The sequence below is a fragment of the Providencia sp. AGC89 genome, from assembly GCF_053543535.1.
Map to the genome: position 1 here is coordinate 66,120 of NZ_JBIXLP010000007.1, position 24,365 is coordinate 90,484.

The following is a 24,365-nucleotide window of genomic DNA, read 5'->3' on the forward strand; positions in this document are numbered from 1 at the left end:
GTAGGGTATAATGAGTACAAAAAAAATTAATAGTTTGCGTCCTTTTAGTGCGCTGATAGATTCTTGTTGGAAAGAAAAATATACCGTTGCCCGCTTAGTTAAAGACTTAATCGCGGGGATTACCGTTGGGATTATCGCAATCCCTTTAGCTATGGCATTAGCGATTGCAAGTGGCGTTCCACCGCAGTATGGGTTATATACTGCAGCAATTGCTGGGGTTATTATTGCCATAACTGGTGGGTCGCGCTACAGCGTTTCAGGGCCAACGGCTGCTTTTGTTGTAATTTTATACCCAGTATCGCAACAGTTTGGGCTAAGTGGGCTACTCGTGGCAACACTGATGTCAGGTATCATACTCCTTGCCATGGGCTTTGCTCGTTTTGGTAAATTTATTGAGTATATCCCTGTTTCCGTTACTTTAGGGTTTACCTCAGGTATCGCAATTACCATAGCAACCATGCAAATAAAAGATTTCTTTGGCTTGCAAATGGAACATGTGCCTGAAAACTATGTTGATAAGCTAATTGCGATTGGGAACACATTTCCAACGCTCCAATACAGTGACACACTCATTGGTTTATCAACCTTATTAGTTCTTATTTTTTGGCCAAAATTAAAATTAGCCTTTCCGGGGCATTTACCCGCTCTGGTTGTTGGTACTATCGTGATGTGGGTACTTTCATTATTTGGTCAAGAAGTGGCGACTATAGGTTCTGAATTTAGCTATTTACTTCCGGATGGCACCGAAGGTAATGGTATTCCGCCTATTCTTCCACAATTTATTTTACCGTGGGAACTCCCAGGAAGCTCACCAATTAGCTGGGGGATGATCACCGCATTAATGCCAGCCGCCTTTTCTATGGCTATTTTAGGTGCAATTGAGTCCCTACTTTGTGCTGTTGTATTAGACAATATGACAGGTAAAAAGCACCATTCAAATAGTGAACTCATTGGCCAAGGTATCGGGAATATTGCAGCGCCATTTTTTGGCGGTATCACAGCAACAGCAGCCATTGCACGCTCTGCGGCTAACGTACGTGCTGGAGCGACATCGCCAATATCTGCCGTGATCCACTCAATATTAGTCATACTCACCTTGCTCGTATTGGCTCCAATGCTTTCTTACCTACCACTCGCAGCAATGTCGGCTTTACTATTAATCGTTGCATGGAACATGAGTGCGGCTGGTAAAGTGATGTACCTAATTAAGCGCGCTCCAAAAGATGACATTATTGTATTAGTTCTTTGTATGTCTTTAACCGTGCTATTTGATATGGTTATTGCTATTACCGTTGGTATCGTTCTTGCTTCATTGCTGTTTATGCGTCGTATCGCCAACATGACTCGCTCAACACAACTTGCTGAAACCGATGAAGAAAAAAGCCGCTTAGTCGTTCGTATTAATGGCCCATTGTTCTTTGCCGCTGCCGAACGCATTTTCGATGAGCTACGGGTAAAAAGTGAAGGCTATGAAAGCATTATCATGCAGTGGGATGCTGTACCAGTTCTTGATGCGGGTGGTTTAGAAGCCTTTGAGAAATTCATAGAAGCGGTACAAAAAGATACACATATTTTAGTCTGTGATATCCCGTTCCAACCATTAAAAACATTAGCTCGCGCTAAAGTTATACCTATTGAAGGTGTATTGAGTTTCCATAACTCAATAGATAATGCATTGGAAGCAGTTAAAGAAATAGAGCAGAGTAAGGCGCCCACCCCAAAGTGACCCTGTAACAATTTAATTCTTTACTCTCGAAACCGCCACGTTAAATCACGTGGCGGTTTTCACATTAATATTCTAAACAAAACATTTCGTTTCCTGCTTTTTTACCTTTCTCACAAGCAAGTTCCCTAAGTTTTTTAGCTTTTTTCGGATCAATTCTTACCGTGCCTGTATTATCTTCAGAAAATTTAAATGCAGCCATCCATTCCGCATAGCCGGGATACGTCATATCATCAGCCTTATCAAACCATTGCTGCGCTTGTTTTTCATCTTTAGGGACACCTTGACCATCTAAATAGATAACCCCTAACCAAATTGGGGCAGTAAAATAATCAGGATTATTAAGAGCAACCACTTCATTAAGTAAATTCACTGACTGTGCGTAGTCTGTTTTACCAGCAGTTGGGTTAATTAAAGACTCTGCTAGGCTAATTTTCCCTCTAATACTGCCCAACTCAACCGCTTTTTTTGCATTTTTCCTTGCTTCAATAAACTCATCTTTAAAATAACTATCATTTAATAAGCTAATATCAGCCAATAATGCATATCCATCCGCATTACCATTCTTAGCTGCTTCATTGGCCCACAAGCGAGCACTATTGAGGTTTTGTAAAACACCTAAACCAGAAAAATACATCTCGGCTAATTGATATTGTGCTAATGCATCATTATTAATTGCTTTTTGCTGTGTCTGGGTAAAAACCTGCTTATCTTCGGGTGTAATATCTAGTTGAGCAACAGAATGAAAAGAAATAAAAAAAACAGAGGATACTATAATAGCGGTGTGATTTATCCGTAACATAAAATACTCTCATTAAAATAAATTAAAGTGCAGAACCTTGCCCGCCATTTTTTAAAAAATACTGATATAAATTATTCATTCCAACCCAATGATTTTCACACCACAAAGGTGCCAATAAGGTAGGTTTCCTTGCGCTAGCACTAATGCGGTGATAAACAATTTCAGGTGGTGTATAACGGATCATTTCCCCTGCAATTTGAGTATATTCATCAAGAGAAAGTGTTGCTAAGCGCCCTGCTCTCCAGCCTTTAGCCATCACACTGCCTTCGACGATATGTAATGGATGAAGTTTAATGCCATCAGTACCACAATTGAGTACTTTTTCGAGTGTCTGCATGTTCATTTGCATATTCTCACCCGGTAAACCACAAATTAAATGGGTACAGACTTTTAGCCCTAATCGGCGGGCTTTTTGTGTAGTCTGCTGATAAACAGCAAACCCATGACCACGGTTAATGCGATGCAATGTTTTATCATGGCCGCTTTGTAGTCCTAGTTCGAGCCAAATTTCATAGCCTTGTTCTTTATATTCGCTCAATAAAGATAATACAGAGTCGGGAACGCAGTCTGGACGAGTACCAACACACAGGCCAATAATATCCGCTTGCTGTAATGCCTCTTCATATAACTTCTTGAGTAGGCTCACTTCTGCATAAGTACTTGTATAAGCTTGAAAATAAGCAAGATAGCGCTTTGCTCGAGAAATGCGGGAGACTTGATGATTAATTTGCTCGCTAATTGTTTGCGAAGATTGGCTTTCATCTGAAAAGGAAGCGACATTACAAAACGTACAACCGCCTCGGCCGAGAGTACCATCACGGTTTGGGCAACTAAAACCACCATGTAACGTGATTTTATAAATTTTTTCACCATATCGACGCTGTAAATCAGCGCCGAACATGGAAACAACTTCAGTTAGTTGCATGTCACGTCTGATTTAGCGACTTGTATCTAACTCAGGGAAGCTTTTAACAACTTCATCAATTGCTTTCATTTGCTTCAGGAATGGTTCTAATTTATCTAAAGGCAGTGCTGATGGGCCATCACAACGTGCATTGTCTGGGTCTGGATGCGCTTCAAGGAATAACCCGGCGATCCCCACCGCCATACCCGCTCTAGCTAACTCTGCAACTTGCCCACGACGACCACCCGATGCCGCTCCAAATGGGTCACGACACTGTAAGGCATGCGTCACATCGAAAATGACAGGGCAACCTTTAGAAGATTGAACCATCACGTTAAAACCTAGCATATCAACGACTAAGTTATCATAACCAAAGTTTGCACCACGATCGCAAAGAATAATTTTATCGTTACCGCCTTCAATAAATTTCTCAACGATATTACCCATTTGCCCTGGGCTAATAAATTGTGGTTTCTTAATATTAATGACTGCATCCGTTTTTGCCATAGCAGCGACAAGGTCGGTCTGACGCGCCAAAAAAGCAGGTAATTGGATAACATCGACCACTTCAGCTACAGGTGCAGCCTGTGCCGGTTCATGGACATCCGTAATGATTTTAACGCCAAAGGTTTGTTTCAGTTCTTGGAAGATTTTCATCCCTTCTTCAAGACCTGGTCCACGATATGAATGTATTGATGAACGATTAGCCTTGTCAAATGAGGCTTTAAATACGTAAGGGACCCCCAGTTTTTGCGTCACAGTGACATAATGCTCACACACTTTCATCGCCATATCACGAGATTCAAGCACATTCATTCCGCCAAATAACACAAACGGCAAGTCGTTCGCGACATTGATATCACCAATATTGACTACTTTCTGTTGCATACTCTTACCTTTAATATTTAGACAGGCTATCTGTCTGTACGTTAATTAATGTAATATGACTGGATGGTTATCCAATGAGTAAATTTGTATTTTAATCATTTCAGATACGGGGTCTTCTGGGCAATGTTCAATAAAGTAATTGAGATCACTTAATGCCACATGGTTGCAATCTAAATGTGCAAGTATTAGCCCACGATCACGAATTTCATAAGGGTCTTCAGGGTCGAGTGTCAGTAGCGTTTCGCAAACTTTAAGCGCTAACTCCATCTTTTTCTCTTCCATTAGCGCTGCTTTTAATGTGTCAAAGATTTTACGGATAACAACACTATTTTCTGCGGTCTCAAGTTGGTCATAAAAAAACTCAGAAAAAGGGTCAACGGTGCCCTTTAACCACATATTAAGAGTATGCAATGATAATGAATCGCCATTTACAGGGTTAATAACCCACTGTGAACCATCATTTTTTTCTGCAATGAACAATAATTGTGTCGGGAAAATCGCTGGCGCTATCTCTATACCTAAACGCTCTGCAATATATAAAAAAAGCGAACCGAGGGATACGGGCGTCCCTTGCTTGGAAGATAATACTTTATCAAGCCACAACATATCAGACAGTGAATAAATCCCTTCTGCCGGGCCAAATGACCAATCCCGATAGAACAAAGTAATAAGTTGTTCAATTTTTGACTCATTATCAGCTTGTAAATCAATAGCTGTTTGTGCCGCTGAAACTAAACTATCTAACTGAGCTTGCACTTTCATTAGTGGAAAATCATGGCGGATACATTGTGAAACGGCCATGATCCCTTCACTTAAGGGGAGTTGGTTAAATTCTATATTCGCTATGGTTTTCATTACATTTCCACTGCTGTGCCCACTTAACCATTCCATTGACCAAGTGAAATTCTTTCTCGTCCACCATAATCAAGGCATGTCTCAATTTTGGTGTACCCATGTTCTTTAAATAAACCACGCACCGCGGGACCTTGTGTCCAACCGTGTTCAAGTAGTAACCACCCTTGATTCTTAATATATTTTTTAGACTCTTGAATAATATGTGCTAAATCGGCTAACCCTTCATTTTCAGCGACTAAAGCCGTTAAAGGTTCAAAACGCACATCCCCTTCACTTAGGTGATTATCATTTTCGTCAATGTAAGGTGGATTACTAATAATCATATCAAATTGTTGAAGAGATAGTGAAGCGAACCAATCACTTTGTATAAATTGCACATTTGAAATATTTAATCGCTGTTGATTTCGTTGAGCAAGTTTAACCGCATCAGGGTTAAAATCTACACCGATAACCTTGCTTTTAGGCATCTCAGATGCCAAAGCTAGTGCAATTGCCCCAGTTCCAGTACCTAAATCCAATAATTGGCTGGATTGTTCTGTTAAACGAGATAAAGCCTGCTCAACGATACATTCTGTATCAGGCCTAGGGATTAATGTGGCGGGAGAAACATACAGCGGAAGTGACCAGAACTCACGTTCGCCAACGATATAGGCAATCGGCTCACCTTTTTCTCTTCGTTGCAAAAGTGATTCTGCATGTTGAAACTCTTCTGCTTTTAATGTTGTTTCACCAAAAGCAAATAGATAGGTACGACTACGGCCTGTCACATGTTCCAGCAAAATCTCTGCGTCACGCTTTGCACTGTCACTTGCAGACAGCCGGTTAGCTGCCTGCTTTAGCCATTCTGTGTACTGCATTATTCCTGCTCAGACAACGCTGAAAGTTGGTCTGCTTGGTATTCGTTAATAATTGGTTGGATTAACGAATCTAATTTCCCTTCCATTACTTCATCTAAACGATACAAAGTTAGGTTGATGCGGTGATCTGTCACACGCCCTTGAGGGAAGTTATATGTGCGAATGCGGTCAGAACGGTCACCTGTTCCTAATAGATTTCGGCGCTCAGAAGCCTCTGCTGCATGGCGTTTATCCATTTCAGCTTGGCGAATACGAGCACCTAGCACAGACATTGCTTTCGCTTTATTTTTATGCTGAGAACGCTCATCTTGGCATTCAACCACGATCCCTGTTGGGATGTGCGTAATACGAATCGCTGAGTCAGTTGTGTTTACGTGCTGACCACCCGCTCCCGATGAACGGAATGTATCGATACGCAGGTCTGCTGGGCTGATTTCAGGCAATTCCGCTTCAGGGAGTTCTGGCAAAATAGCGACGGTACACGCTGATGTGTGAATACGGCCTTGTGATTCAGTTTCAGGGACACGCTGAACTCGGTGACCTCCTGATTCGAACTTCAAACGCCCGTATACGCTGTCCCCTGAAATTTTGGCAATGACTTCTTTAAAACCACCATGCTCACCATCACTGGTGCTCATTAATTCCACTCGCCAACGATTATTTTCTGCATAACGACTATACATACGGAATAAGTCACCTGCGAAAATAGCGGCTTCATCGCCCCCAGCTCCAGCACGGATTTCAACAAAACAGTTATATTCATCATCAGGATCTTTTGGAAGTAACAATAATTGTAACTGCTGTTCTAGCTCTTCATTGCGCGCTTTCGCTTCTTTTAGCTCTTCTTGAGCCATCTCTTTCATTTCAGGATCATCCAGCAGTAATTCTGCTGTTTCAATATCATCCTGTACTGTACGCCATGCGGTGAAGCATTTAGCCACATCAGATAATTGAGAATATTCTTTAGATAAAGCACGAAAACGGTCTTGATCGGCAATCACACCCGCATCGGCAAGGTGCGCTTCAATTTCTTCGTAGCGTTCTTGTAATGCTTCTAGTTTTGCGACAATAGAAGGCTTCATTCGTTATATCAGACCTATGATTAAAAAGTGGTTATTGATGGTCCAGCCCTAAGCTGTCCCTAAGTAGATTTAGACGCTCAATATCACCATTTCCTGCTGCTTGTTGCAAGGATTTGGTTGGGGCGTGAATAAGACGATTGGTTAATTGTTGCGATAATTGCGTGATCACTTGCTCAGGGTCTGCGCCTTGGCGAATTGCCATTAACGCTTTTTCAGCCATATTAGCCCGAATGACCTCAGCTTGTGCTCTATAATCGCGAATTGTAGACACTGCCGCTTGTGAGCGTAACCAATCCATAAAGTGACTACTTTCTTGCTCAACAATAAATTCAGCTTCAACGGCGGCTGCTTTTCTCTGAGCAAGGTTCTGTGCAATGATAGATTCAAGATCATCCACAGTATAGAGATACACATCCCTTAATTTTTCAACATCTTGTTCTATATCACGGGGAACTGCAATGTCAATCAACAACATTGGTTTACTGCGGCGCACTTTCATTGCGCGTTCAACCATCCCTTTACCGATAATAGGTAGTGGGCTTGCTGTAGAACTAATGACAATATCTGCTTCCGCTAAGCGGTTATCAATATCTGATAACGAAATCACCTGAGCATTCACTTCATTGGCTAATAGTTCTGCCCGTTCACGAGTCCGGTTCGCTATCATCATTTTTTGCACACCATGTTCACGTAAATGGCGAGCAACAAGCTCGATAGTTTCACCTGCGCCGACTAACAAAATATTTAAGTGCTTGAGTGATTCAAAAATTTGCCGAGCAAGTGTACAAGCTGCAAATGCGACTGAAACGGCATTCGCCCCAATTTCGGTTTCTGTACGTACACGCTTAGCAACCGAAAAAGATTTTTGAAAAAGACGCTCCAGCTCACTTGATAACGAATGGTTGCCTTGTGAAAGTGCAAACGCTTTTTTCACTTGCCCTAAGATTTGTGGTTCCCCTAGTACCAAGGAATCCAAACCACTTGCTACACGCATTAGGTGACTAACTGCTCTATCATCTTGATGCCAATACAAACTAGGTTGTAAATCTTTTGGGGTAATACCGTGAAAATCACACAACCATTTCACTAGCTGTTCTTGAGCCCGATCTTGCGATTCAAGGCTCAGGTATAGCTCTGTTCTATTACAGGTAGACAGCACAACGCCACCACTCACTTGGGGCTGCTTAAGTAGGTCCTCAAGTGCGTAGTCTATTTTTTCAGGACCAAACGTTACCCGCTCACGCAGGGCAACAGGTGCTGTTTTATGGTTGATGCCTAAGGCTAATAAGGTCATTGTGCTTTACGACTTACTCACATTGCTTACATTGCTAATTATTTTCAGTAGCGCCTATCAATTAAGTTAACCATTGGCAGTACTGTTATTTATATTTTTCTATTGTAAATGATCCGCGCCCCTCTTTCTACGGTTTGCAAAGCGCTAACCCTCAGAAAGATGACCAACACCAAAAAATAAACCAAAAAAATGGCTTTCAATGGCTGTTTTTACAGGTTAAAGCAGATATCGGTTTTATAATTTATTAATATATCGTTACCAATTATCAGCCACATCATTATTAACTACAATAAGATGCATAAAGAATGCAATTATTTCGCACAGAAAGCAAACGCTGGCTGTTTGCCGTTACTTTTCCTACATAGTAAATTAAATAATAGGAATCTGATTGATTGGTTAGCAATTTTAGCGCACTATTTTTCTTATTATTACACTATGTTATCTGCATGTAATGGAGAATGTTCTATTGATATTAGCTCGCTATCCTATTTATCATCTAGACCATTAAGTGACTCCGACAACACAAAACCGCTAAACTAGCTCAATGCCAGTAACTCAATGGATGCTGCTATCGGCACCGAATACAACTTTGAGATTTGATATGCAATTAACCCAAATGTTACCCTTTATTCGTCCCAATGTCCGTTTGCTACGCATGCTCCCGCTGTCTTGCCTGCTCCTTACTGCTTGCGTGACAACGTCACAAAACACCACTAAAGGGACTAGCTCTGCTACAGATAGCCAGTGGAAAGCCCATCAACAAGAATTAAGCCAATTACGTGATTACCAAACACGCGGGTCATTCGCTTATAACGGTGGCGAAACCAAAACTTACGCTAAGTTTTTCTGGCAACAATATACCCCTGAAAAGTACCGTCTTTTACTCACTAACCCATTGGGGAGTCGTGAACTTGAGCTAACTGTTGAACCTGATTTAGCACGTTTAACGACCAAAGACGGGCAAACACATATGAGTGATGTCCCTAACGAGTTAATTTATCAGTTGACTGGGATGGAAATCCCCATCGATGACTTAACAGCTTGGCTGACTGGCTCTCCAGGCCGTGCCACAGATTTTACCTTAGATGAAAACCACCTCTTAAAAAGTGTCATTTTTGAAAATAATGGTGAAAAATGGCAACTTAATTATATCTCTTATGACAGCAAAACATCCCCGATGCTGCCAAATTACCTTGAACTACGCCAAGGTGATAGGTTAATTAAATTGAAAATGGATAGCTGGACACTGAAAAAATGACATTAACATGGCCCTCTCCTGCAAAATTGAATCTTTTTTTATATATTACTGGCCAGCGCTCTGATGGCTACCATGAGTTGCAAACTTTATTTCAATTTGTGGATTACGGCGATGAAATCACCGTCACAACTCGTCAAGATGACCAGCTAAATTTATTGACAGAGATGGCGGGCGTCCCTGCCGATAAAAATTTAATTTTACGTGCGGCAAAACTGCTACAAACATACTGTCGACAAGTATTACAGTATTCTGGCCCGTTAGGCGCAGACCTTTCTATCCATAAAATATTACCAATGGGCGGTGGTATTGGTGGCGGCTCATCTAACGCTGCTACCACCTTAATTGCACTTAATGAGCACTGGGGGACTCAAGTTACTGATGAAACTCTGGCTGAACTTGGGGCAACATTGGGTGCAGATGTCCCTGTATTTGTTCGTGGTCATGCTGCTTTCGCTGAAGGTATAGGTGAAATTTTAACCAAAGCTTCCCCCAAAGAGAAATGGTATTTAGTCGCCCACCCCGGAATTGAAATATCAACCCCGATGATCTTCACAGATCCGCAATTAAATCGAAATTCTCCAAAACGCTCCCTAGCCGCATTATTACTGGCTCCGTACGCTAATGACTGCGAACCAATTGCAAGAAAACGTTTTCGTGAGGTTGAACAGCTTGTTTCTTGGCTGTTAGAATATGCTCCGTCTCGCCTGACAGGAACAGGCGCATGTGTTTTTTCTGAATTTGAAACACAAGCGGATGCCCTACAGGTGTTAAATCAAGCCCCATCGTGGGTGCAAGGGTTCGTAGCTCAAGGAGTTAATGTTTCCCCTCTGCACAAATTCCGCGCTGGGATAACCCGTGTATTGCACCAATAAGCACTGTCGCTATTGGTCAACAATATCTCTCTGGACGCAAGCCTGAGGTTTTTCTCGTGCCCGATATGAAGCTTTTTGCTGGTAACGCTACACCGGAACTAGCACAACGTGTTGCTAACCGCCTTTACACTAATCTTGGAGACGCGGCTGTTGGTCGTTTTAGCGACGGCGAAGTCAGTGTTCAAATTAATGAAAATGTTCGCGGTGGTGATATTTTTATCATCCAGTCAACTTGTGCACCAACCAATGATAACCTGATGGAACTGGTTGTTATGGTCGATGCCCTACGCCGTGCTTCTGCTGGTCGTATTACCGCTGTTATCCCTTACTTCGGTTATGCAAGACAGGATCGTCGCGTACGTTCTGCCCGTGTACCAATCACCGCTAAAGTTGTTGCCGATTTTCTGTCAAGTGTAGGTGTAGACCGTGTTCTCACTGTCGATTTACACGCAGAGCAGATCCAGGGCTTCTTTGATGTTCCTGTTGATAACGTATTTGGTAGTCCTATCCTTCTGGAAGATATGCTACAGAAAGATTTGGAAAACCCAATCGTTGTATCCCCAGACATCGGCGGCGTGGTACGTGCTAGGGCTATCGCAAAACTCCTGAATGACACTGATATGGCAATTATTGACAAACGTCGTCCTCGTGCAAACGTTTCTCAAGTTATGCATATCATTGGTGATGTTTCAGGTCGTGACTGCATCTTAGTTGACGATATGATTGATACCGGTGGAACTCTGTGTAAAGCAGCTGAAGCACTGAAAGAACGTGGTGCAAAACGTGTGTTCGCATACGCTACTCACCCAATTTTCTCAGGTAATGCTGTAGACAACATCAAAAATTCAGTCATTGATGAAGTCATTGTTTGTGACACTATCCCTCTTTCACCTGAAATTAAAGCGCTGAGCAATGTTCGTACTTTAACACTTTCAGGTATGTTGGCTGAAGCAATTCGTCGTATTAGCAACGAAGAATCAATTTCAGCGATGTTTGAGCACTAATTCCCGTTAGCTGGTTTTTAGCGTTCTGACAACGATTAAATGTCACCACAAAAATACAAGCCCCTACAGAAATAACTGTAGGGGCTTTATGATTTTAGAAAGAAAATAAACTATAGATACCTATTTCTATGACGCCTTAAGCCATAAAAATAACCAACTTACTCAAAAAATAAAAAGTTTTTGTAACATTACACTTGCAAGAGTGAAACTCACCTGACTTCCACTCTCACCTAGCCGTTAATAACATCAGCACGCCCTATAAACTAGTCACTATTTATGGATAACGGTGATTATCCCTACGTGAATGATAATGGCGTTTTAACAACCAATAACGGTCTGCAACTTTTTCTCGGCCACCGACTCTCGCACCCGTAAGCCAAACAATAGCACCGATGAAAATACCAAACAGGGAACCATTAGTAACAAGCTCAGAAAGATTGAGATTAACAATATGAGAGAATAAGTTGATGCCTATGCTCCCTATCATTAAAACCATCCCTATTCCCATAAGAACATTACCAAGAAGATGAGCGCTTTTCCGTTTCATATATACCTCCAGTACCAGTAAACTGATAAGCAAGCATGTGTAAAAAAATTCGGTAATACTTTATATTTATGTAATGATTATAGTGCATTAAGTAAAATTTTTTGCGATGAGCATCACATGGAAGGAAGTTAGCTAGGATTTCTACACAAAAAATGCTCTTTATCAAAAAAATAGAAAATCCGAATAATTTACAGCGTAACTATACTTAGGGTAATTTTACCCATGACAATTTTGTACATCTCCCATTTCTCAAGGTAAACTAGCGTATTACTTCCATAAACTGACAGTGAAATAGTCGCCGTGAGCAAAATTAAATTAATTGTTGGACTTGCAAATCCAGGTGCGGAATATGCACAAACACGTCACAACGCAGGGGCATGGTATGTCGATTTACTGGCCGAGCGCCATAATCAACCGTTAAAAGAAGAAGCTAAGTTTTTCGGTTATACCGCACGTATAAACATGGCTGGCAATGATATTCGCTTATTAGTTCCAACCACATTTATGAATCTTAGCGGTAAATCCGTTGCGGCCATCGCTAATTTTTATCGTATTAACCTTGATGAAATTTTAGTCGCCCATGATGAACTCGACTTGCCACCCGGCGTAGCGAAAATGAAATTAGGCGGCAGTAATGGCGGCCATAACGGTTTAAAGGATATTCAAAGTAAATTTGCCAATAACCCTAACTTTTACCGTTTACGTATTGGTATTGGGCACCCCGGTGATAAAAACAAAGTTGTTGGCTTTGTGCTCGGTAAGCCCCCGCTTTCTGAACAAAAGCTCATTGATGACGCTATTGATGAAGCAACAAGATGCACTGATATTCTACTTACAGATGGAATGGATAAAGCAATAAATAGGCTCCATAGCTTTAAAGCCTCCGCATAAGAGTTCATTTCATCAAAATCAACTTTTTGTGTATAATCAGCGCCAATTTCTAAACATTAGGTGCAGCATACGTCTGCCCCTTGCTATTAAGGTGAGAAACATATGGGTTTTAAATGCGGTATCGTTGGTCTACCTAACGTGGGTAAATCCACCCTATTCAATGCATTGACCAAAGCCGGCATCGAAGCAGCCAACTTTCCTTTCTGTACAATTGAACCCAATACGGGTGTTGTACCAATGCCAGACCCACGTCTTGAGCAATTAGCTGAGATTGTAAAGCCACAACGTATTTTACCAACCACTATGGAATTTGTGGATATTGCGGGCTTAGTGAAAGGCGCATCCAAAGGTGAAGGCCTAGGTAACCAGTTTTTAACTAATATTCGTGAAACTGAAGCTATCGGTCATGTCGTCCGTTGTTTTGAAAATGACAATATTATTCACGTTGCAGGTCAAGTTAACCCAGCAGAAGATATTGAAGTCATTAATACAGAGCTAGCATTAGCCGATCTCGATACCTGCGAGCGTGCTATTCACCGTGTACAAAAACGGGCTAAAGGTGGCGATAAAGACGCAAAAGCAGAATTAGAAGCTTTAGAAAAATGCTTGCCACATCTTGAGCAAGCCGGCATGTTACGCACTTTAGACTTATCAGCGGAAGATAAAGCCGCAATCCGTTATTTAAGCTTTTTAACATTAAAACCAACCATGTACATTGCTAACGTCAATGAAGATGGCTTTGAGAATAACCCTTTCTTAGATGTCGTTTATAAAATTGCTGAAGCGGAAGGTTCTGTCGTTGTTCCAGTTTGTGCGGCGATTGAGTCTGATATTGCCGAACTGGAAGATGAAGAACGTGATGAGTTTATGGCAGATTTAGGCATCGAAGAACCCGGTCTTAACCGCGTTATTCGCGCAGGATATGAATTGTTAAACTTGCAAACTTATTTCACGGCGGGTGTCAAAGAAGTACGTGCATGGACTATTCCTGTCGGAGCAACAGCCCCACAAGCAGCAGGTAAAATTCATACTGACTTCGAAAAAGGCTTTATCCGCGCACAAACTATCGCTTTTGATGATTTTATTCAATATCGCGGCGAACAAGGTGCTAAAGAAGCAGGTAAAATGCGCGCTGAAGGTAAAGATTATATCGTTAAAGACGGCGATGTACTTAACTTCCTGTTTAATGTGTAAACTACCACTTAAGTTCTCACATTAATGCATTTTATTATCTAATAGTGTAAAGCGCATAAAACCTATGGGCTTTACACTTTTTATTTCACTTGAACATCAATATTTCTATAAAACCAAATGCCTCAATGCATTTAAACCCGCCCCTACTTGCTTCGTCTTGCATCGTATTTTTTAGTAATAAACACCAGGAATCTAGTGACTCTGGTCTTTAAGCATCTCTACCGCCAAATCATGCCATAGTTTTACACGGCGGTTTTGGTGACTGCTTTTTAATGTTGCTAAGGCTAAGTCATAAGACAGTACAGGCTCAATCACCGAAATGGCTGATAACCCTTTCGAATTGCTTTTATTCCACATGCTATCAGGAAGCAATGTCACCCCAACCCCAGCTTTAACCATTGCAGTAACCAAATCTAGGTGGTGACTACGTCCTGCAATTATTGGTTGCTTCCCATAAATACCACATGCACTAATAACTAGTTCATTAATTAAAAAATCATCTGAAAAGAAAATGAAAGGCTCATTCACTAATTCACTAAACTTGACCGTTTCTTTCTCAAACAATGCATGCTGTTCATTCACTAAAAGCACCAAGCGGTCAGTAGCAAAAATATGTAAATCATAGTCCTCATTGTCAAATGGCAGCATAACGGCGGCAGTTTCCACTTCTCCATTTAATAGTGCATCCATCATTTTACGTGTGCCTAACTCATGAATTTTCAACTCAATATCAGGGTAACTCTGGCTAAATTTCATGATTATGTCAGCAAAATATGTAGAAGCAATAACTGGGGGTAAACCCACATGTAAGATACCTGCTAATGGTCCTGACCTCTCTTTCAGTGATTTTTTCATATTGTTAAAAAGTTCAAGTAATTGCACCCCGTAACGGTACAGAATTTCGCCTTCATCGGTCAGCTTAACCCCATCAGGTGCCCTCACTAATAAAATATAACCAAGCTCCTGCTCCAACTTTTGAATACTTCGACTGATTGCCGGTTGTGTAATAAATAAGCTTTTCGCCGCTCGGCTGAACCCATTAAGTTGTACAACCTCTACAAAATATCGTATTGCGCGTACGTCCATTTCTTCACCTATTACTTTTAGTTATAGCTACGATGATTATATGTGATTTCCAAATAAGAGAATTATGCACTAGAAATAATATAAAGCAGAAGATTTGTCTAATATAATTACTAGGAGCAATATAATGAGTAAGACAGTCATTGAACATGTTCTGAGCCGCTTAAACGAAATTGGAATTTGTGACATTTTTGGTGTTGCTGGTGACTACGCCTTCCCAATTGAAGATGCAGTTTGTGAAAGTAAAAATATGCGTTGGATAGGCAATTGCAACGAATTAAACGCCTCATATGCAGCAGACGGCTATGCGCGGACAAAGGGTGCCGCCGCACTGTCTACAACCTTTGGTGTGGGCGAACTGAGCGCATTAAATGGTATTGCCGGTTCTTATGCTGAAAACCTTGCTATTTTCCACCTTGTAGGGATGCCAGCAAGCGGCGTGCAGAAAAAACATCGCTTAGTTCACCATTCTCTTGGTAATGGTGATTTTGATGTTTTTTATCAAATGAGCCAACATTTAAGCTGTGCTCATGCCATTTTAACACCTGAAAACTGCATAGCAGAAACCGAACGTTTAATCACGACAGCCTTACATGAGCGGCGCCCTGTTTACCTAGGTTTTCCCTCTGACTACGCAGTCATGCCTGTCATCGCAGATGAAAACACTGAAACAATCACTATACATAAAAGTAATGATGAGTCACTATCAGCTGCAGTAACCGCTATCATAGAAAAACTCAATTCAAGCTCACAAGCCTGCGTTATTCCCGGTATTTTAACGGCTCGACTCGGCTTAGCTGACGATGTTCAAACTATTATCAATAAAACAGGGCTTCCTTATGCAACCATGTTTATGGATAAAGCTATTTTAAGTGAGTCTAATCCGAGCTATATGGGGATTTATAATGGCCAATTAATGAACCATGCTGTCGCTGAATTTGTTGAAAATTGTGACTGTATTTTGGGTATAGGGGCTGTATTAACTGATTTTAATTCAGGGAGTTTTACCGCAACTGTTAAAGTGGAAAACTGGATTAATATTCTAGCAGACCATGTCAAAATAGGCTCTGCCGTTTATCCACAAGTTTATATGAAAGACGTGCTTAGCGAACTGAAAAGGCTAGCCCCATCATTAAACCATCGAGGCATCACAGCACAAGGGCTCGGAGAACCAATTCAAAATCAACAAGGGAAAATTACCGCCGCCTACCTCTATCCACGCCTAGAAAAAATGTTTAAAAAGGATGATATTATTATTACGGAAACAGGCACCGCTTCCATGGGCTTAGGTTTCGCCTTATTACCTGAAAATGCTCAGGTCTATAACCAGACTCTATGGGGTTCGATTGGCTGGGCGACCCCCGCTGCCTTTGGCGCTGCCATCGCTGCACCACAGCGACGTGTTATTCTAGTCACAGGGGAAGGTTCACACCAATTGACAGTACAAGAAATTAGTCAGTTTGCCCGTTTTGGTTTAAAACCCATTATTTTTGTACTCAATAATGATGGTTACCTAATTGAGCGCTTACTCTGTAAAAACCCTGAAGCTTATTACAATGATATAGCTCAATGGAATTATGCACAATTACCCGCAGCACTGGGGTGTACAAATTGGTATTGCCAGAGAGTCACTGATTGTAACGAGCTAGATGCCGCAATAAAAGCAGCAGAGTTATCAGATAATGCTGCTTATATAGAGATCGTTATGGATAGGTATGCCGCATCTGAACTCGCACAAAAACTCGGTGATTCTATTGCTTCATTATATTCGTTTTAAACCAGAGTGTTCGGTACCCTCGGTGTTTTCATACACCGAGGTATAAAAAGCAACCTAAAAGTAGGTTACTCAAATACTAAGCCTACATCATGTTTTGATTGACTCAGTATCTTCGAGACGGTTAATGCCAATTCTAGCAGTTCTTGGCAAGTCGTTAATTTATTGGAGGCAATCTGATCACGAAAGAACGCAAATTCGTAAACCATATGATTAATTGCCCTATCCCGAGAAACCGTTGTGATGTCCCCATCAATACACACCTCAACTGATTCACAAAGACTCGGTGCGCCAATAACACGAATATAGCCTTTCGTCCCTTGAATAATAAAATAACCTGGACTTGCTGAATCTTTAGCGCCAACACAAGTAGCTACCGCAGTAGAAAAATAGGCCGTTAATACACCTGAAGTATCAATCCCATTATACCCTTTGTTGCAAATATATTGGCTTTTCTCTGGAGCCCCCAATAATGCGGATAACAGATAAATATTATAAAGGTTGATATCATACAGTGCTCCACCTGCTTGTTTGGGGTCAAATGCAGCATGAATATGGCCTTGTAAATAATCATTATATCGGCTTGAATATTGTGAATAATTACCTTGAATTATTTTTATTTCGCCTATTTTATCAATATATTGCTTAATAAAATGAAATTCAGGTGTGTGTATTGATGTAATAGCTTCGAATAGATATAAACCTTTTTGACGTGATAAAGAAATTAACTCCTGCAACTGTTCCCAATCTGGCGTGAAAGGTTTCTCACAAATAACATGCTTATTTGCCATCAACGCATCATAGGTATATTTGTAATGCAGATGATTTGGAAGCCCAATATATACAACATCAATATCCGGCTGTTGTAAGAGTTTTTCGTAATCCGTATACAAGCTAGCTATATCAAATTGTTGACAGATTGACTCCCCTTTTTCAATACTTTCAGCCCTAACACATAATGCGGCCAATTCTACCCCTTGCACCTGCGTTAGCGCATCAAGAGCCATCATGATTATTTTACCTGAACCAATCAGCGCTATTTTCATCTACGTTACCTATATAAGAAGAGTAAATTTTATTCTGCCACAGAGCATCACAATTAAGAAATCCCTTCGATTAATTTTTGATACTGACTCCCCGTTCCAAACTGTTCAATTAAAAACTCGGTAAATGCTGAGACTTTTCGTGGTAAGTATTCTTTTGCAGGATATACCGCATAGATATTGTGCTCAGGTAATTGATAATTCCCCAATAAAGGAACTAATTGATGGTTACTGTCAGCTATAGCCGTAATGAAATAAGGTAACAATGCGATACCTATATCCGCTAATACGGCTTGGATTAGTGCCTGACTATTATTGGCACGAAAAGACCCTTTTGGTATATGGCTATATTTTTTCCCTTTTTGGTAAAATACCCACTCTTGCCCTGCTTGGTAAAATGAATAGCACAAACAATTATACCCTTTAAGATCGGCGACTTTTTGGGGAGAACCATATTTCGCCAGATAAGATTTCGATGCATACAGCCGACTATGGCAAGGGGATAATTTACGCGCAATTAAGGACGAATCAGGCAACGCACCAATACGAATAGCTAGGTCATATCCCTCACTAATTAAATCTACTACTTTATCATTAAAAGATAACTCAACATTAAGCTCAGGGTATCTTTGCATAAACTGGGGGAGAACTTTAGCTAAGTGTAAAGTGCCAAAAGACATTGGAGCTGAAACCCTCAGAGTTCCTGTTATTTTATCACTAAATTTAGCGGCAATATCATCTGCCATAACCGCGAATTGATAAGATTGTCGAATATAACGAATATATACAGCCCCCGCTTCCGTCAAACTTACCGTTCGAGTAGTACGATGAAAAAGTTTTATTCCCAGTTTGTCTTCGACGATTTGAATTGTTTTACTTACCGCCGATTTAGTCATATTTAATGAATTTGCCGCTTTAGTCAGACTTAAACTATCAGCCACTGCAATCAAAACTGGAAATGCATTCATATCCATAGATACTCCATTGTCAACCAAAATGAAACAGTGTGTTTTCTTGATACCAAAGAAAAAACAGCATACCTTATCGCTACAGAAATACAATGTTTACGCTATAAGACATATCATTATGAAAAATAAATATATTCTATCTTTTCTTGCCTTAGCCTCTGGGGTTTTACTGTCAATGATGATCATGGCAAATAGTTACCTAGCCCGCTTTACAACACCATTGACAGCATCATGGCTTACTCATGGCATCGGAACATTATTTTCACTCGTTATTTATTTTTTTTACTTACAAAAAAGGAAACAACAAGTAAGAAAACAACAAGTTCAGCCACAAGTCATAAAAAAAGGGAAAATGATTTGGTATTTAGGTGGTATTCCTGGGGGCTTTACCGTTTTATTGGCATCAATAACCGTTAATAGCCCACTATCACTTGCGGGAAGCATTATTTTAATGATCACCGGCCAAATTATATTCGGTTTGTTAGTAGACGCTATGGGCTGGTTTGGTGTGATAAAACGTAAAATTACAGTTAGTGACTTTCTGATGTGTACATTATTAATAACAGGCTGCAGCTTGTTAATTATAGGAAAATAATAAAATGAGTATATATATTTTTATCGCATTACTAAATGGTATTTGTATTGTCATTAGCCGCACATTAAATGGCAAATTAGCTCAACAACATAATGCGTTCTACAGTTCACTAATCAACCACTTTGTTGGTTTTTTGTTTCTCACTATCATGGTGCTCATTTTTAAAACATACCTGTTTAATTTCAATGAGATCCCGTTAGTTGCATTCATTGGCGGTATCATTGGTGCGTTTTTTGTTATCATTAATAGCTATGTTCTACCATTGCTTGGTGTCATGCTCACCTCAATACTGGCTATTTGCGGCCAAATGATTTCAAGCTTAGTGATTGACCTTGTAAATGGCGCACATAGTCAAAATGTCTACTTACAATTAATAGGCGTTGTATTAATTATTGGTGGTGTATCCATTCATTTTATCAGGCGAACCAATTAAATTACTTTTTAAGGTTTTTTATCTCTGTTTATTTTGTTTTTTACTTGAACAGCCATCCGCTTTCTTTATTTGCCAAATAGAAATTAACCAATTGTTTTATATAAAAAATCAATTATTAAATACGCTTTCTAACACACTAAATTCATTTTCAAAAACCTAATCCACCTCACAATTTATTAACAACTCTCTTGAATCATTTTTAGTTATTCCCCATGCTAATTTTATTATATAAACCAGTGGTTTACTGTACAAACCAAGTGAGGCAATCATGAAAGACAATATTGTGACGGCTGTTGATGATGCTTTATTACTGATGATGTTATTAGGTGAGAAAAATAACCTTGGATTAAGTGAGCTAGCTCGCTTATCTGGAATGAATAAATCTAAAGTATACAGGCTATTATGCACATTGGAGCATCGTGATTTTGTACAAAAAAATGATAACCCTGTTACCTATCATTTGGGTCATCAATTATTAAGCTTAGGAAATTGTGCTCGCCAGCAAATCAACTATATCCAAGTAGCTGATATTGAAGCTGAACATCTACGCCAACTTTTTGATGAAAACATTCAACTGCGTATACGTGATCACCATGAAATTTTGCAAGTTCTTCATAAAGCTTCAGGGCAGTCACTACAAGTTCGCAGTGAAGCTGGTAACCGCCGCCCACTCGGTTCAGGTGCCTCAGGAAGAGTATTACTCGCCTATGCTCCTACCACTGTGCAGGCGCCCTTTGTTGAAAAAAATGCCTCCCTGACCAAATCCCTTGACGAAATACGGGCACGGGGTTTCGCCATTACACGCGGGGAATTAACGGCGGGAATAGGTGCTATTGCCGCCCCTATTTTTTCTCAACAGGGCGAATGCATTGCAGCACTCAGTATCAGCCTTCCTCTTAGCCGCTTTTCTGATGAAAAAGAACACAATATGACGGAGCAATTACTCCAAGCGACTCAACGTATTTCGAGGCAACTCGGTTACCACTTATAATTAATACAATAAAAGAGATAACACCCATGCAACCAACACAAACCACAATACACAGCCCATCACCATCTCCTGGCTGGCAAATGAACCCCGTTTTAGTGATGTTAACCATTGTTGTTATTGCTTTTTTAATGACTTACTTTGTTAATTCAGGGCAGTATGAACGCGAGGGTAAAAAGGTCATTCCAGGTTCCTACCAAACCATCACAAAACAAGTAACTGTTGACCAAGTATTGGGAATAGAAAAACCGGCTGAAAATGAAGCGGCTCCTGTCAGCCTACTTCAGCTATTCAAAGCCATTCCTGAAGGAATTATTAAACAATCCCCACTTATTTATATGGTTCTATTTATTGGTGGCATGTTTGGTATTCTCAATAAAACAGGCGCGATTGAGTCAGGTTTAGAAAGGTTGCTGCATGTCACTCGTGGCAATATTTACCTCTTAATCCCTTTTTTAATGATTGTTTTTTCTATGGGTAGTACCTTTATGGGGTTAGCTAAAGAGTATCTTTTAGTGATCCCGATGGTTATTGCCTTAATGAAGCGTGTCGGGCTTAATGAGCTCATCGGTCTTGCTATTGTCGCTATCGCTGTCAAAGTGGGTTATTTGGCATCAATTACTAACCCATATGCCTTATCTATTGCACAACCGCTCGTTGGCTTACCTGTGTTTAGCGGCCTCAGTATGCGGGTTGCAGCCTACTTTGTGTTTATTACTTTAGGGATCTTATTTGTTTTCTATAGCATTCGTAAGACAACATTAACTTCTTATGTTGTCGAAGAACATGTCCAATCAAGTCAGTTAACCCGCCGCCATAAACTCATGCTCATTGTTTTAGCGATTGGCGTGGCATTTTTAGTTTATGCGTCTAATCGCTGGCATTGGAAAAATAATGATTTATCTGCTTATTATTTATTTTTAAGTGTCGTTCTCACTTTTTGTAGCGGCTTAACCGCCAGTGCAGCGGCGGATGCCTTTGTCAGCGGGATGAAAAAAGTGCTGATTGCTGGTGTCTTAATTGGCCTAGCTACCGCCGTTGAAATTATTCTTTCACAAGGGAAAATTCTCGATACCATTATTCATCAACTAGTTGGTTTAGTTGGCGACCATGGTGCTTATATCTCGTCATATAGCATGTTCCTTTCGCAGTTATTACTGGATGTCGCCATCCCTTCCACATCAGGTCAAGCCGCCGTTACTATGCCAATTTTAGGTCCAGTTGGGGAAATTTCAGGCGTTTCGCCACAAACAACCGTCTTTGCGTTTTTAATGGGCAATGGATTAACCAATATGATCACACCAACATCCAGTGGGCTACTCATCTTCTTAGCTACCGCAGGGGTAAGTTGGACGACATGGGCAAAATACATTTTTCCTCTATTTTTAATTTTTATGGCAGTCGGAATTGGCTTATTAACCATAGCAGTAACCATAGGGTATTAGCAGGATGGATATGAAGAATTACCGCGTAACAATGCGCGATGGGATCACGCTTTCTACTGATGTTTATTTTCCTCAGGGAAAATTATCAGCAGCTTACCCAGTTATTATTGAGCGTACACCTTACGATAAAACTGCACCTTCACGCTCAGAAAAAACGGCTTCTGGACATCAAATTACACGCCAAGAGATGGCCCAGTATTTCGTTAACCACGGGTTTATTGTGATATTTCAAGATTGCCGTGGGCGCTATGACTCTGAAGGAGTATTCACTAAATACATTAATGAAGCCGAGGATGGTTTCGACACATTACAATGGATCATGGAACAACCTTGGAGCAATAAGAGAATAGGTTCAATGGGCCTCTCATATGCCGCACACACGCAATTGGCAATGGCTTGTTTGAACCCTCCAGGTTTGCTAACTATGGTGTTAGATTCCGGCGGTTTTGCCAATGCCTTTCAGTGTGGGATCCGCCAAGGAGGCGCATTTGAACTTAAACAAGCTACTTGGGCATTTAAGCAAGCAAAATTAAGTCCATTAGCGCAACAATCGGCTAAAATAGCAGCAGCACTTGAGCAAGAAAATATTCATGATTGGTTTGCTGCAATGCCATGGCATCAAGGACATACCTTACTAAAACATGTCCCTGAATATGAATCCTACTTGTTTGAGCAGTGGGAAGAAGAGTGTTTTACAGATTATTGGCAGAAAATAGGCATTTATGCGGAAGGATATTATGACCAAATACCTGATATCCCAGTACTATTCATGTCCAGCTGGTATGATGCCTATGTCAGTTCCACATTAGATAATTACCGTGCATTTGTCACCAAGAAACAATCCCCGCAAAAATTAATCATGGGGCCTTGGTTACATGGGGATCGTAATATCACCCACAGTGGTGATGTCGAGTTTGGTGATATCGCAACATTTGACCGCAATGTAAGCGAAGATTGGTTATCTTGCCGTTTATCTTGGTTCCAAGAACACTTACAAGGTAATACAACTGACTGCCCCCATGAGGATGTAACTATTTTTATGATGGGGGGAGGTTCGGGTAAACGTAATACTAACGGGCGTTTAGAGCATGGTGGCCAGTGGCTAACCCATCACCAATGGCCGCTGCCCAATATTAAGCCTACAGCTTTCTATTTATGGCCCGACAATTCATTACGCCATGAAAAACACTCTGAAACAGTGTCTTTATCCTATTGTTATGACCCTAAACACCCCGTCCCGACAATTGGGGGGGCTTTAACATCTGGGCAACCCATATTTTGGGGCGGTGCATTTGATCAGCGTGAATTACCGCAGTTTTTTGGTAGCAAAGGAAATAACCTCCCCCTTGCATCTCGTTCTGATGTACTGGTATTTGAAACGGAAGAATTACAAGAAGAGGTATGCTTAGCTGGGGATATTGAAGTTTCATTATGGATCAGTAGTGATGCCCTGGATACCGACTTTACAGCAAAGCTGATCGATGTTTACCCACCAAGTGATGATTACCCACAAGGGTATGCAATGAATATCACCGATGGCATCATACGTTGCCGCTTTCGTAATGGCTATGAACAAAAACAGTTACTCATACCGGAGCAAATTGTTGAAGTGAAGATAAAACCATTTGCTTGTGCTAACCGCTTTACCAAGGGCCACCGTATCCGGTTAGATATCTCAAGCAGTAATTTCCCCAAATATGATTTCAATACCAATACGGGGGAAATGATTGCAGGTGATAGGAAATTACAAGTAGCCCGCAATAGCATACATATTTCGAGCGAACACCCATCAAAAATTGTATTACCTGTTATTAAACCACGTTAATCGTTTTCAATAATAGTTAATGTATTCCGTTACCTGCTTT

At 40.7% G+C, this 24,365-nt stretch carries 23 protein-coding genes; 12 read left to right on the top strand and 11 right to left on the bottom strand.

Translation table 11 applies throughout. From position 1 onward, the window contains the following. Positions 1–10 precede the first annotated feature (10 nt). Positions 11–1,726 carry a C4-dicarboxylic acid transporter DauA gene (dauA, locus tag ACIPUA_RS02860; RefSeq protein WP_449059252.1) on the top strand — a complete coding sequence of 572 codons (1,716 nt, stop codon included), beginning with the start codon at positions 11–13 and terminating at the stop codon, positions 1,724–1,726. Positions 1,727–1,790: 64 nt separating this feature from the next. On the opposite strand, the gene ACIPUA_RS02865 is transcribed toward dauA, so the two are convergent. From ACIPUA_RS02865 to hemA, 7 genes are read right to left on the bottom strand one after another with little or no spacing between them, the layout of a single operon-like run. Next, the gene (locus ACIPUA_RS02865) at positions 1,791–2,525 is read right to left on the bottom strand and encodes a tetratricopeptide repeat protein (RefSeq protein ID WP_129465860.1); all 735 of its coding nucleotides are present in this window, start codon (positions 2,523–2,525) and stop codon (positions 1,791–1,793) included. 22 nt (positions 2,526–2,547) lie between these two features. Continuing rightward, positions 2,548–3,450 (bottom strand): TIGR01212 family radical SAM protein, encoded by a 903-nt coding sequence (locus ACIPUA_RS02870; protein ID WP_449059253.1) that lies wholly within the window; start codon positions 3,448–3,450, stop codon positions 2,548–2,550. A gap of 12 nt (positions 3,451–3,462) precedes the next feature. Beyond that, positions 3,463–4,317, bottom strand: coding sequence for a 3-deoxy-8-phosphooctulonate synthase (gene kdsA, locus ACIPUA_RS02875; protein WP_042843935.1), 855 nt, complete (start codon positions 4,315–4,317; stop codon positions 3,463–3,465). A 45-nt stretch (positions 4,318–4,362) separates the two neighbouring features. Beyond that, positions 4,363–5,172, bottom strand: coding sequence for an invasion regulator SirB1 (gene sirB1 / locus ACIPUA_RS02880; RefSeq protein ID WP_042844351.1), 810 nt, complete (start codon positions 5,170–5,172; stop codon positions 4,363–4,365). Positions 5,173–5,195: 23 nt separating this feature from the next. Further along, positions 5,196–6,029 carry a peptide chain release factor N(5)-glutamine methyltransferase gene (prmC, locus tag ACIPUA_RS02885; protein WP_042843936.1) on the bottom strand — a complete coding sequence of 278 codons (834 nt, stop codon included), beginning with the start codon at positions 6,027–6,029 and terminating at the stop codon, positions 5,196–5,198. Further along, positions 6,029–7,111, bottom strand: a complete 1,083-nt coding sequence (gene prfA / locus ACIPUA_RS02890) for a peptide chain release factor 1 (RefSeq protein ID WP_042843937.1) — start codon at positions 7,109–7,111, stop codon at positions 6,029–6,031. Before prfA ends, prmC begins: the two co-directional genes overlap by 1 nt. A gap of 31 nt (positions 7,112–7,142) precedes the next feature. Next, positions 7,143–8,405, bottom strand: coding sequence for a glutamyl-tRNA reductase (gene hemA / locus ACIPUA_RS02895; RefSeq protein WP_042843938.1), 1,263 nt, complete (start codon positions 8,403–8,405; stop codon positions 7,143–7,145). A 628-nt stretch (positions 8,406–9,033) separates the two neighbouring features. Between hemA and lolB the strand changes: the two genes are divergently transcribed. The 3 genes from lolB to prs are packed head-to-tail and all read left to right on the top strand — an operon-like array spanning position 9,034 to position 11,539. Next, positions 9,034–9,663, top strand: coding sequence for a lipoprotein insertase outer membrane protein LolB (lolB, locus tag ACIPUA_RS02900; protein WP_449059303.1), 630 nt, complete (start codon positions 9,034–9,036; stop codon positions 9,661–9,663). Further along, positions 9,660–10,535, top strand: a complete 876-nt coding sequence (ispE, locus tag ACIPUA_RS02905; RefSeq protein WP_048607107.1) for a 4-(cytidine 5'-diphospho)-2-C-methyl-D-erythritol kinase — start codon at positions 9,660–9,662, stop codon at positions 10,533–10,535. Before lolB ends, ispE begins: the two co-directional genes overlap by 4 nt. A 56-nt stretch (positions 10,536–10,591) precedes the next feature. Beyond that, complete coding sequence (gene prs, locus ACIPUA_RS02910; protein WP_042843941.1) at positions 10,592–11,539, top strand: ribose-phosphate diphosphokinase; 948 nt, start codon at positions 10,592–10,594, stop codon at positions 11,537–11,539. A gap of 274 nt (positions 11,540–11,813) precedes the next feature. Here the strand turns inward: prs and ychH are convergent, their stop codons facing one another. After that, positions 11,814–12,086 carry a stress-induced protein YchH gene (ychH, locus tag ACIPUA_RS02915; protein ID WP_034783625.1) on the bottom strand — a complete coding sequence of 91 codons (273 nt, stop codon included), beginning with the start codon at positions 12,084–12,086 and terminating at the stop codon, positions 11,814–11,816. 300 nt (positions 12,087–12,386) lie between these two features. Between ychH and pth the strand changes: the two genes are divergently transcribed. Both pth and ychF read left to right on the top strand, forming a co-directional pair. Beyond that, a complete protein-coding gene (gene pth, locus ACIPUA_RS02920) occupies positions 12,387–12,977 on the top strand; it encodes an aminoacyl-tRNA hydrolase (RefSeq protein WP_042843942.1) in 591 nt (196 codons plus the stop codon). 102 nt (positions 12,978–13,079) lie between these two features. Continuing rightward, a complete protein-coding gene (gene ychF / locus ACIPUA_RS02925) occupies positions 13,080–14,171 on the top strand; it encodes a redox-regulated ATPase YchF (protein WP_042843943.1) in 1,092 nt (363 codons plus the stop codon). 192 nt (positions 14,172–14,363) lie between these two features. On the opposite strand, the gene ACIPUA_RS02930 is transcribed toward ychF, so the two are convergent. After that, positions 14,364–15,257 carry a LysR family transcriptional regulator gene (locus tag ACIPUA_RS02930; RefSeq protein WP_042843944.1) on the bottom strand — a complete coding sequence of 298 codons (894 nt, stop codon included), beginning with the start codon at positions 15,255–15,257 and terminating at the stop codon, positions 14,364–14,366. 124 nt (positions 15,258–15,381) lie between these two features. Here ACIPUA_RS02930 and ACIPUA_RS02935 point away from each other — a divergent pair, with 124 nt between their 5' ends. Further along, entirely contained in the window at positions 15,382–17,031 is a 1,650-nt protein-coding gene (locus tag ACIPUA_RS02935) for an alpha-keto acid decarboxylase family protein (RefSeq protein WP_042843945.1), read from the top strand. A gap of 65 nt (positions 17,032–17,096) precedes the next feature. Here the strand turns inward: ACIPUA_RS02935 and ACIPUA_RS02940 are convergent, their stop codons facing one another. After that, positions 17,097–18,074 carry a Gfo/Idh/MocA family protein gene (locus ACIPUA_RS02940; protein WP_042843946.1) on the bottom strand — a complete coding sequence of 326 codons (978 nt, stop codon included), beginning with the start codon at positions 18,072–18,074 and terminating at the stop codon, positions 17,097–17,099. A gap of 53 nt (positions 18,075–18,127) precedes the next feature. Next, entirely contained in the window at positions 18,128–19,045 is a 918-nt protein-coding gene (locus tag ACIPUA_RS02945) for a LysR family transcriptional regulator (RefSeq protein ID WP_449059254.1), read from the bottom strand. A gap of 112 nt (positions 19,046–19,157) precedes the next feature. Between ACIPUA_RS02945 and ACIPUA_RS02950 the strand changes: the two genes are divergently transcribed. The 5 genes from ACIPUA_RS02950 (at position 19,158) to ACIPUA_RS02970 (ending at position 24,325) form a co-directional block, all read left to right on the top strand. After that, positions 19,158–19,634, top strand: coding sequence for a DMT family transporter (locus ACIPUA_RS02950; RefSeq protein ID WP_048607076.1), 477 nt, complete (start codon positions 19,158–19,160; stop codon positions 19,632–19,634). A 4-nt stretch (positions 19,635–19,638) separates the two neighbouring features. Beyond that, the gene (locus tag ACIPUA_RS02955; RefSeq protein ID WP_042843950.1) at positions 19,639–20,067 is read left to right on the top strand and encodes a DMT family transporter; all 429 of its coding nucleotides are present in this window, start codon (positions 19,639–19,641) and stop codon (positions 20,065–20,067) included. 268 nt (positions 20,068–20,335) lie between these two features. Then, positions 20,336–21,058 carry an IclR family transcriptional regulator gene (locus ACIPUA_RS02960; protein WP_042843951.1) on the top strand — a complete coding sequence of 241 codons (723 nt, stop codon included), beginning with the start codon at positions 20,336–20,338 and terminating at the stop codon, positions 21,056–21,058. Positions 21,059–21,084: 26 nt separating this feature from the next. Continuing rightward, entirely contained in the window at positions 21,085–22,500 is a 1,416-nt protein-coding gene (locus ACIPUA_RS02965) for a YfcC family protein (protein ID WP_449059255.1), read from the top strand. 10 nt (positions 22,501–22,510) lie between these two features. Then, complete coding sequence (locus ACIPUA_RS02970) at positions 22,511–24,325, top strand: CocE/NonD family hydrolase (RefSeq protein WP_042844355.1); 1,815 nt, start codon at positions 22,511–22,513, stop codon at positions 24,323–24,325. Positions 24,326–24,365: the final 40 nt, after the last annotated feature.

Excerpts from the sequence above, each read along its gene's own strand:
- dauA (WP_449059252.1), top strand. The coding sequence starts at position 11 with ATGAGTACAAAAAAAATTAATAGTTTGCGTCCTTTTAGTGCGCTGATA.
- ACIPUA_RS02865 (WP_129465860.1), bottom strand. The coding sequence starts at position 2,525 with ATGTTACGGATAAATCACACCGCTATTATAGTATCCTCTGTTTTTTTT.
- ACIPUA_RS02870 (WP_449059253.1), bottom strand. The coding sequence starts at position 3,450 with ATGCAACTAACTGAAGTTGTTTCCATGTTCGGCGCTGATTTACAGCGT.
- kdsA (WP_042843935.1), bottom strand. The coding sequence starts at position 4,317 with ATGCAACAGAAAGTAGTCAATATTGGTGATATCAATGTCGCGAACGAC.
- sirB1 (WP_042844351.1), bottom strand. The coding sequence starts at position 5,172 with ATGAAAACCATAGCGAATATAGAATTTAACCAACTCCCCTTAAGTGAA.
- prmC (WP_042843936.1), bottom strand. The coding sequence starts at position 6,029 with ATGCAGTACACAGAATGGCTAAAGCAGGCAGCTAACCGGCTGTCTGCA.
- prfA (WP_042843937.1), bottom strand. The coding sequence starts at position 7,111 with ATGAAGCCTTCTATTGTCGCAAAACTAGAAGCATTACAAGAACGCTAC.
- hemA (WP_042843938.1), bottom strand. The coding sequence starts at position 8,405 with ATGACCTTATTAGCCTTAGGCATCAACCATAAAACAGCACCTGTTGCC.
- ispE (WP_048607107.1), top strand. The coding sequence starts at position 9,660 with ATGACATTAACATGGCCCTCTCCTGCAAAATTGAATCTTTTTTTATAT.
- ychH (WP_034783625.1), bottom strand. The coding sequence starts at position 12,086 with ATGAAACGGAAAAGCGCTCATCTTCTTGGTAATGTTCTTATGGGAATA.
- ychF (WP_042843943.1), top strand. The coding sequence starts at position 13,080 with ATGGGTTTTAAATGCGGTATCGTTGGTCTACCTAACGTGGGTAAATCC.
- ACIPUA_RS02930 (WP_042843944.1), bottom strand. The coding sequence starts at position 15,257 with ATGGACGTACGCGCAATACGATATTTTGTAGAGGTTGTACAACTTAAT.
- ACIPUA_RS02935 (WP_042843945.1), top strand. The coding sequence starts at position 15,382 with ATGAGTAAGACAGTCATTGAACATGTTCTGAGCCGCTTAAACGAAATT.
- ACIPUA_RS02940 (WP_042843946.1), bottom strand. The coding sequence starts at position 18,074 with ATGAAAATAGCGCTGATTGGTTCAGGTAAAATAATCATGATGGCTCTT.
- ACIPUA_RS02945 (WP_449059254.1), bottom strand. The coding sequence starts at position 19,045 with ATGGATATGAATGCATTTCCAGTTTTGATTGCAGTGGCTGATAGTTTA.
- ACIPUA_RS02950 (WP_048607076.1), top strand. The coding sequence starts at position 19,158 with ATGAAAAATAAATATATTCTATCTTTTCTTGCCTTAGCCTCTGGGGTT.
- ACIPUA_RS02955 (WP_042843950.1), top strand. The coding sequence starts at position 19,639 with ATGAGTATATATATTTTTATCGCATTACTAAATGGTATTTGTATTGTC.
- ACIPUA_RS02960 (WP_042843951.1), top strand. The coding sequence starts at position 20,336 with ATGAAAGACAATATTGTGACGGCTGTTGATGATGCTTTATTACTGATG.
- ACIPUA_RS02965 (WP_449059255.1), top strand. The coding sequence starts at position 21,085 with ATGCAACCAACACAAACCACAATACACAGCCCATCACCATCTCCTGGC.
- ACIPUA_RS02970 (WP_042844355.1), top strand. The coding sequence starts at position 22,511 with ATGAAGAATTACCGCGTAACAATGCGCGATGGGATCACGCTTTCTACT.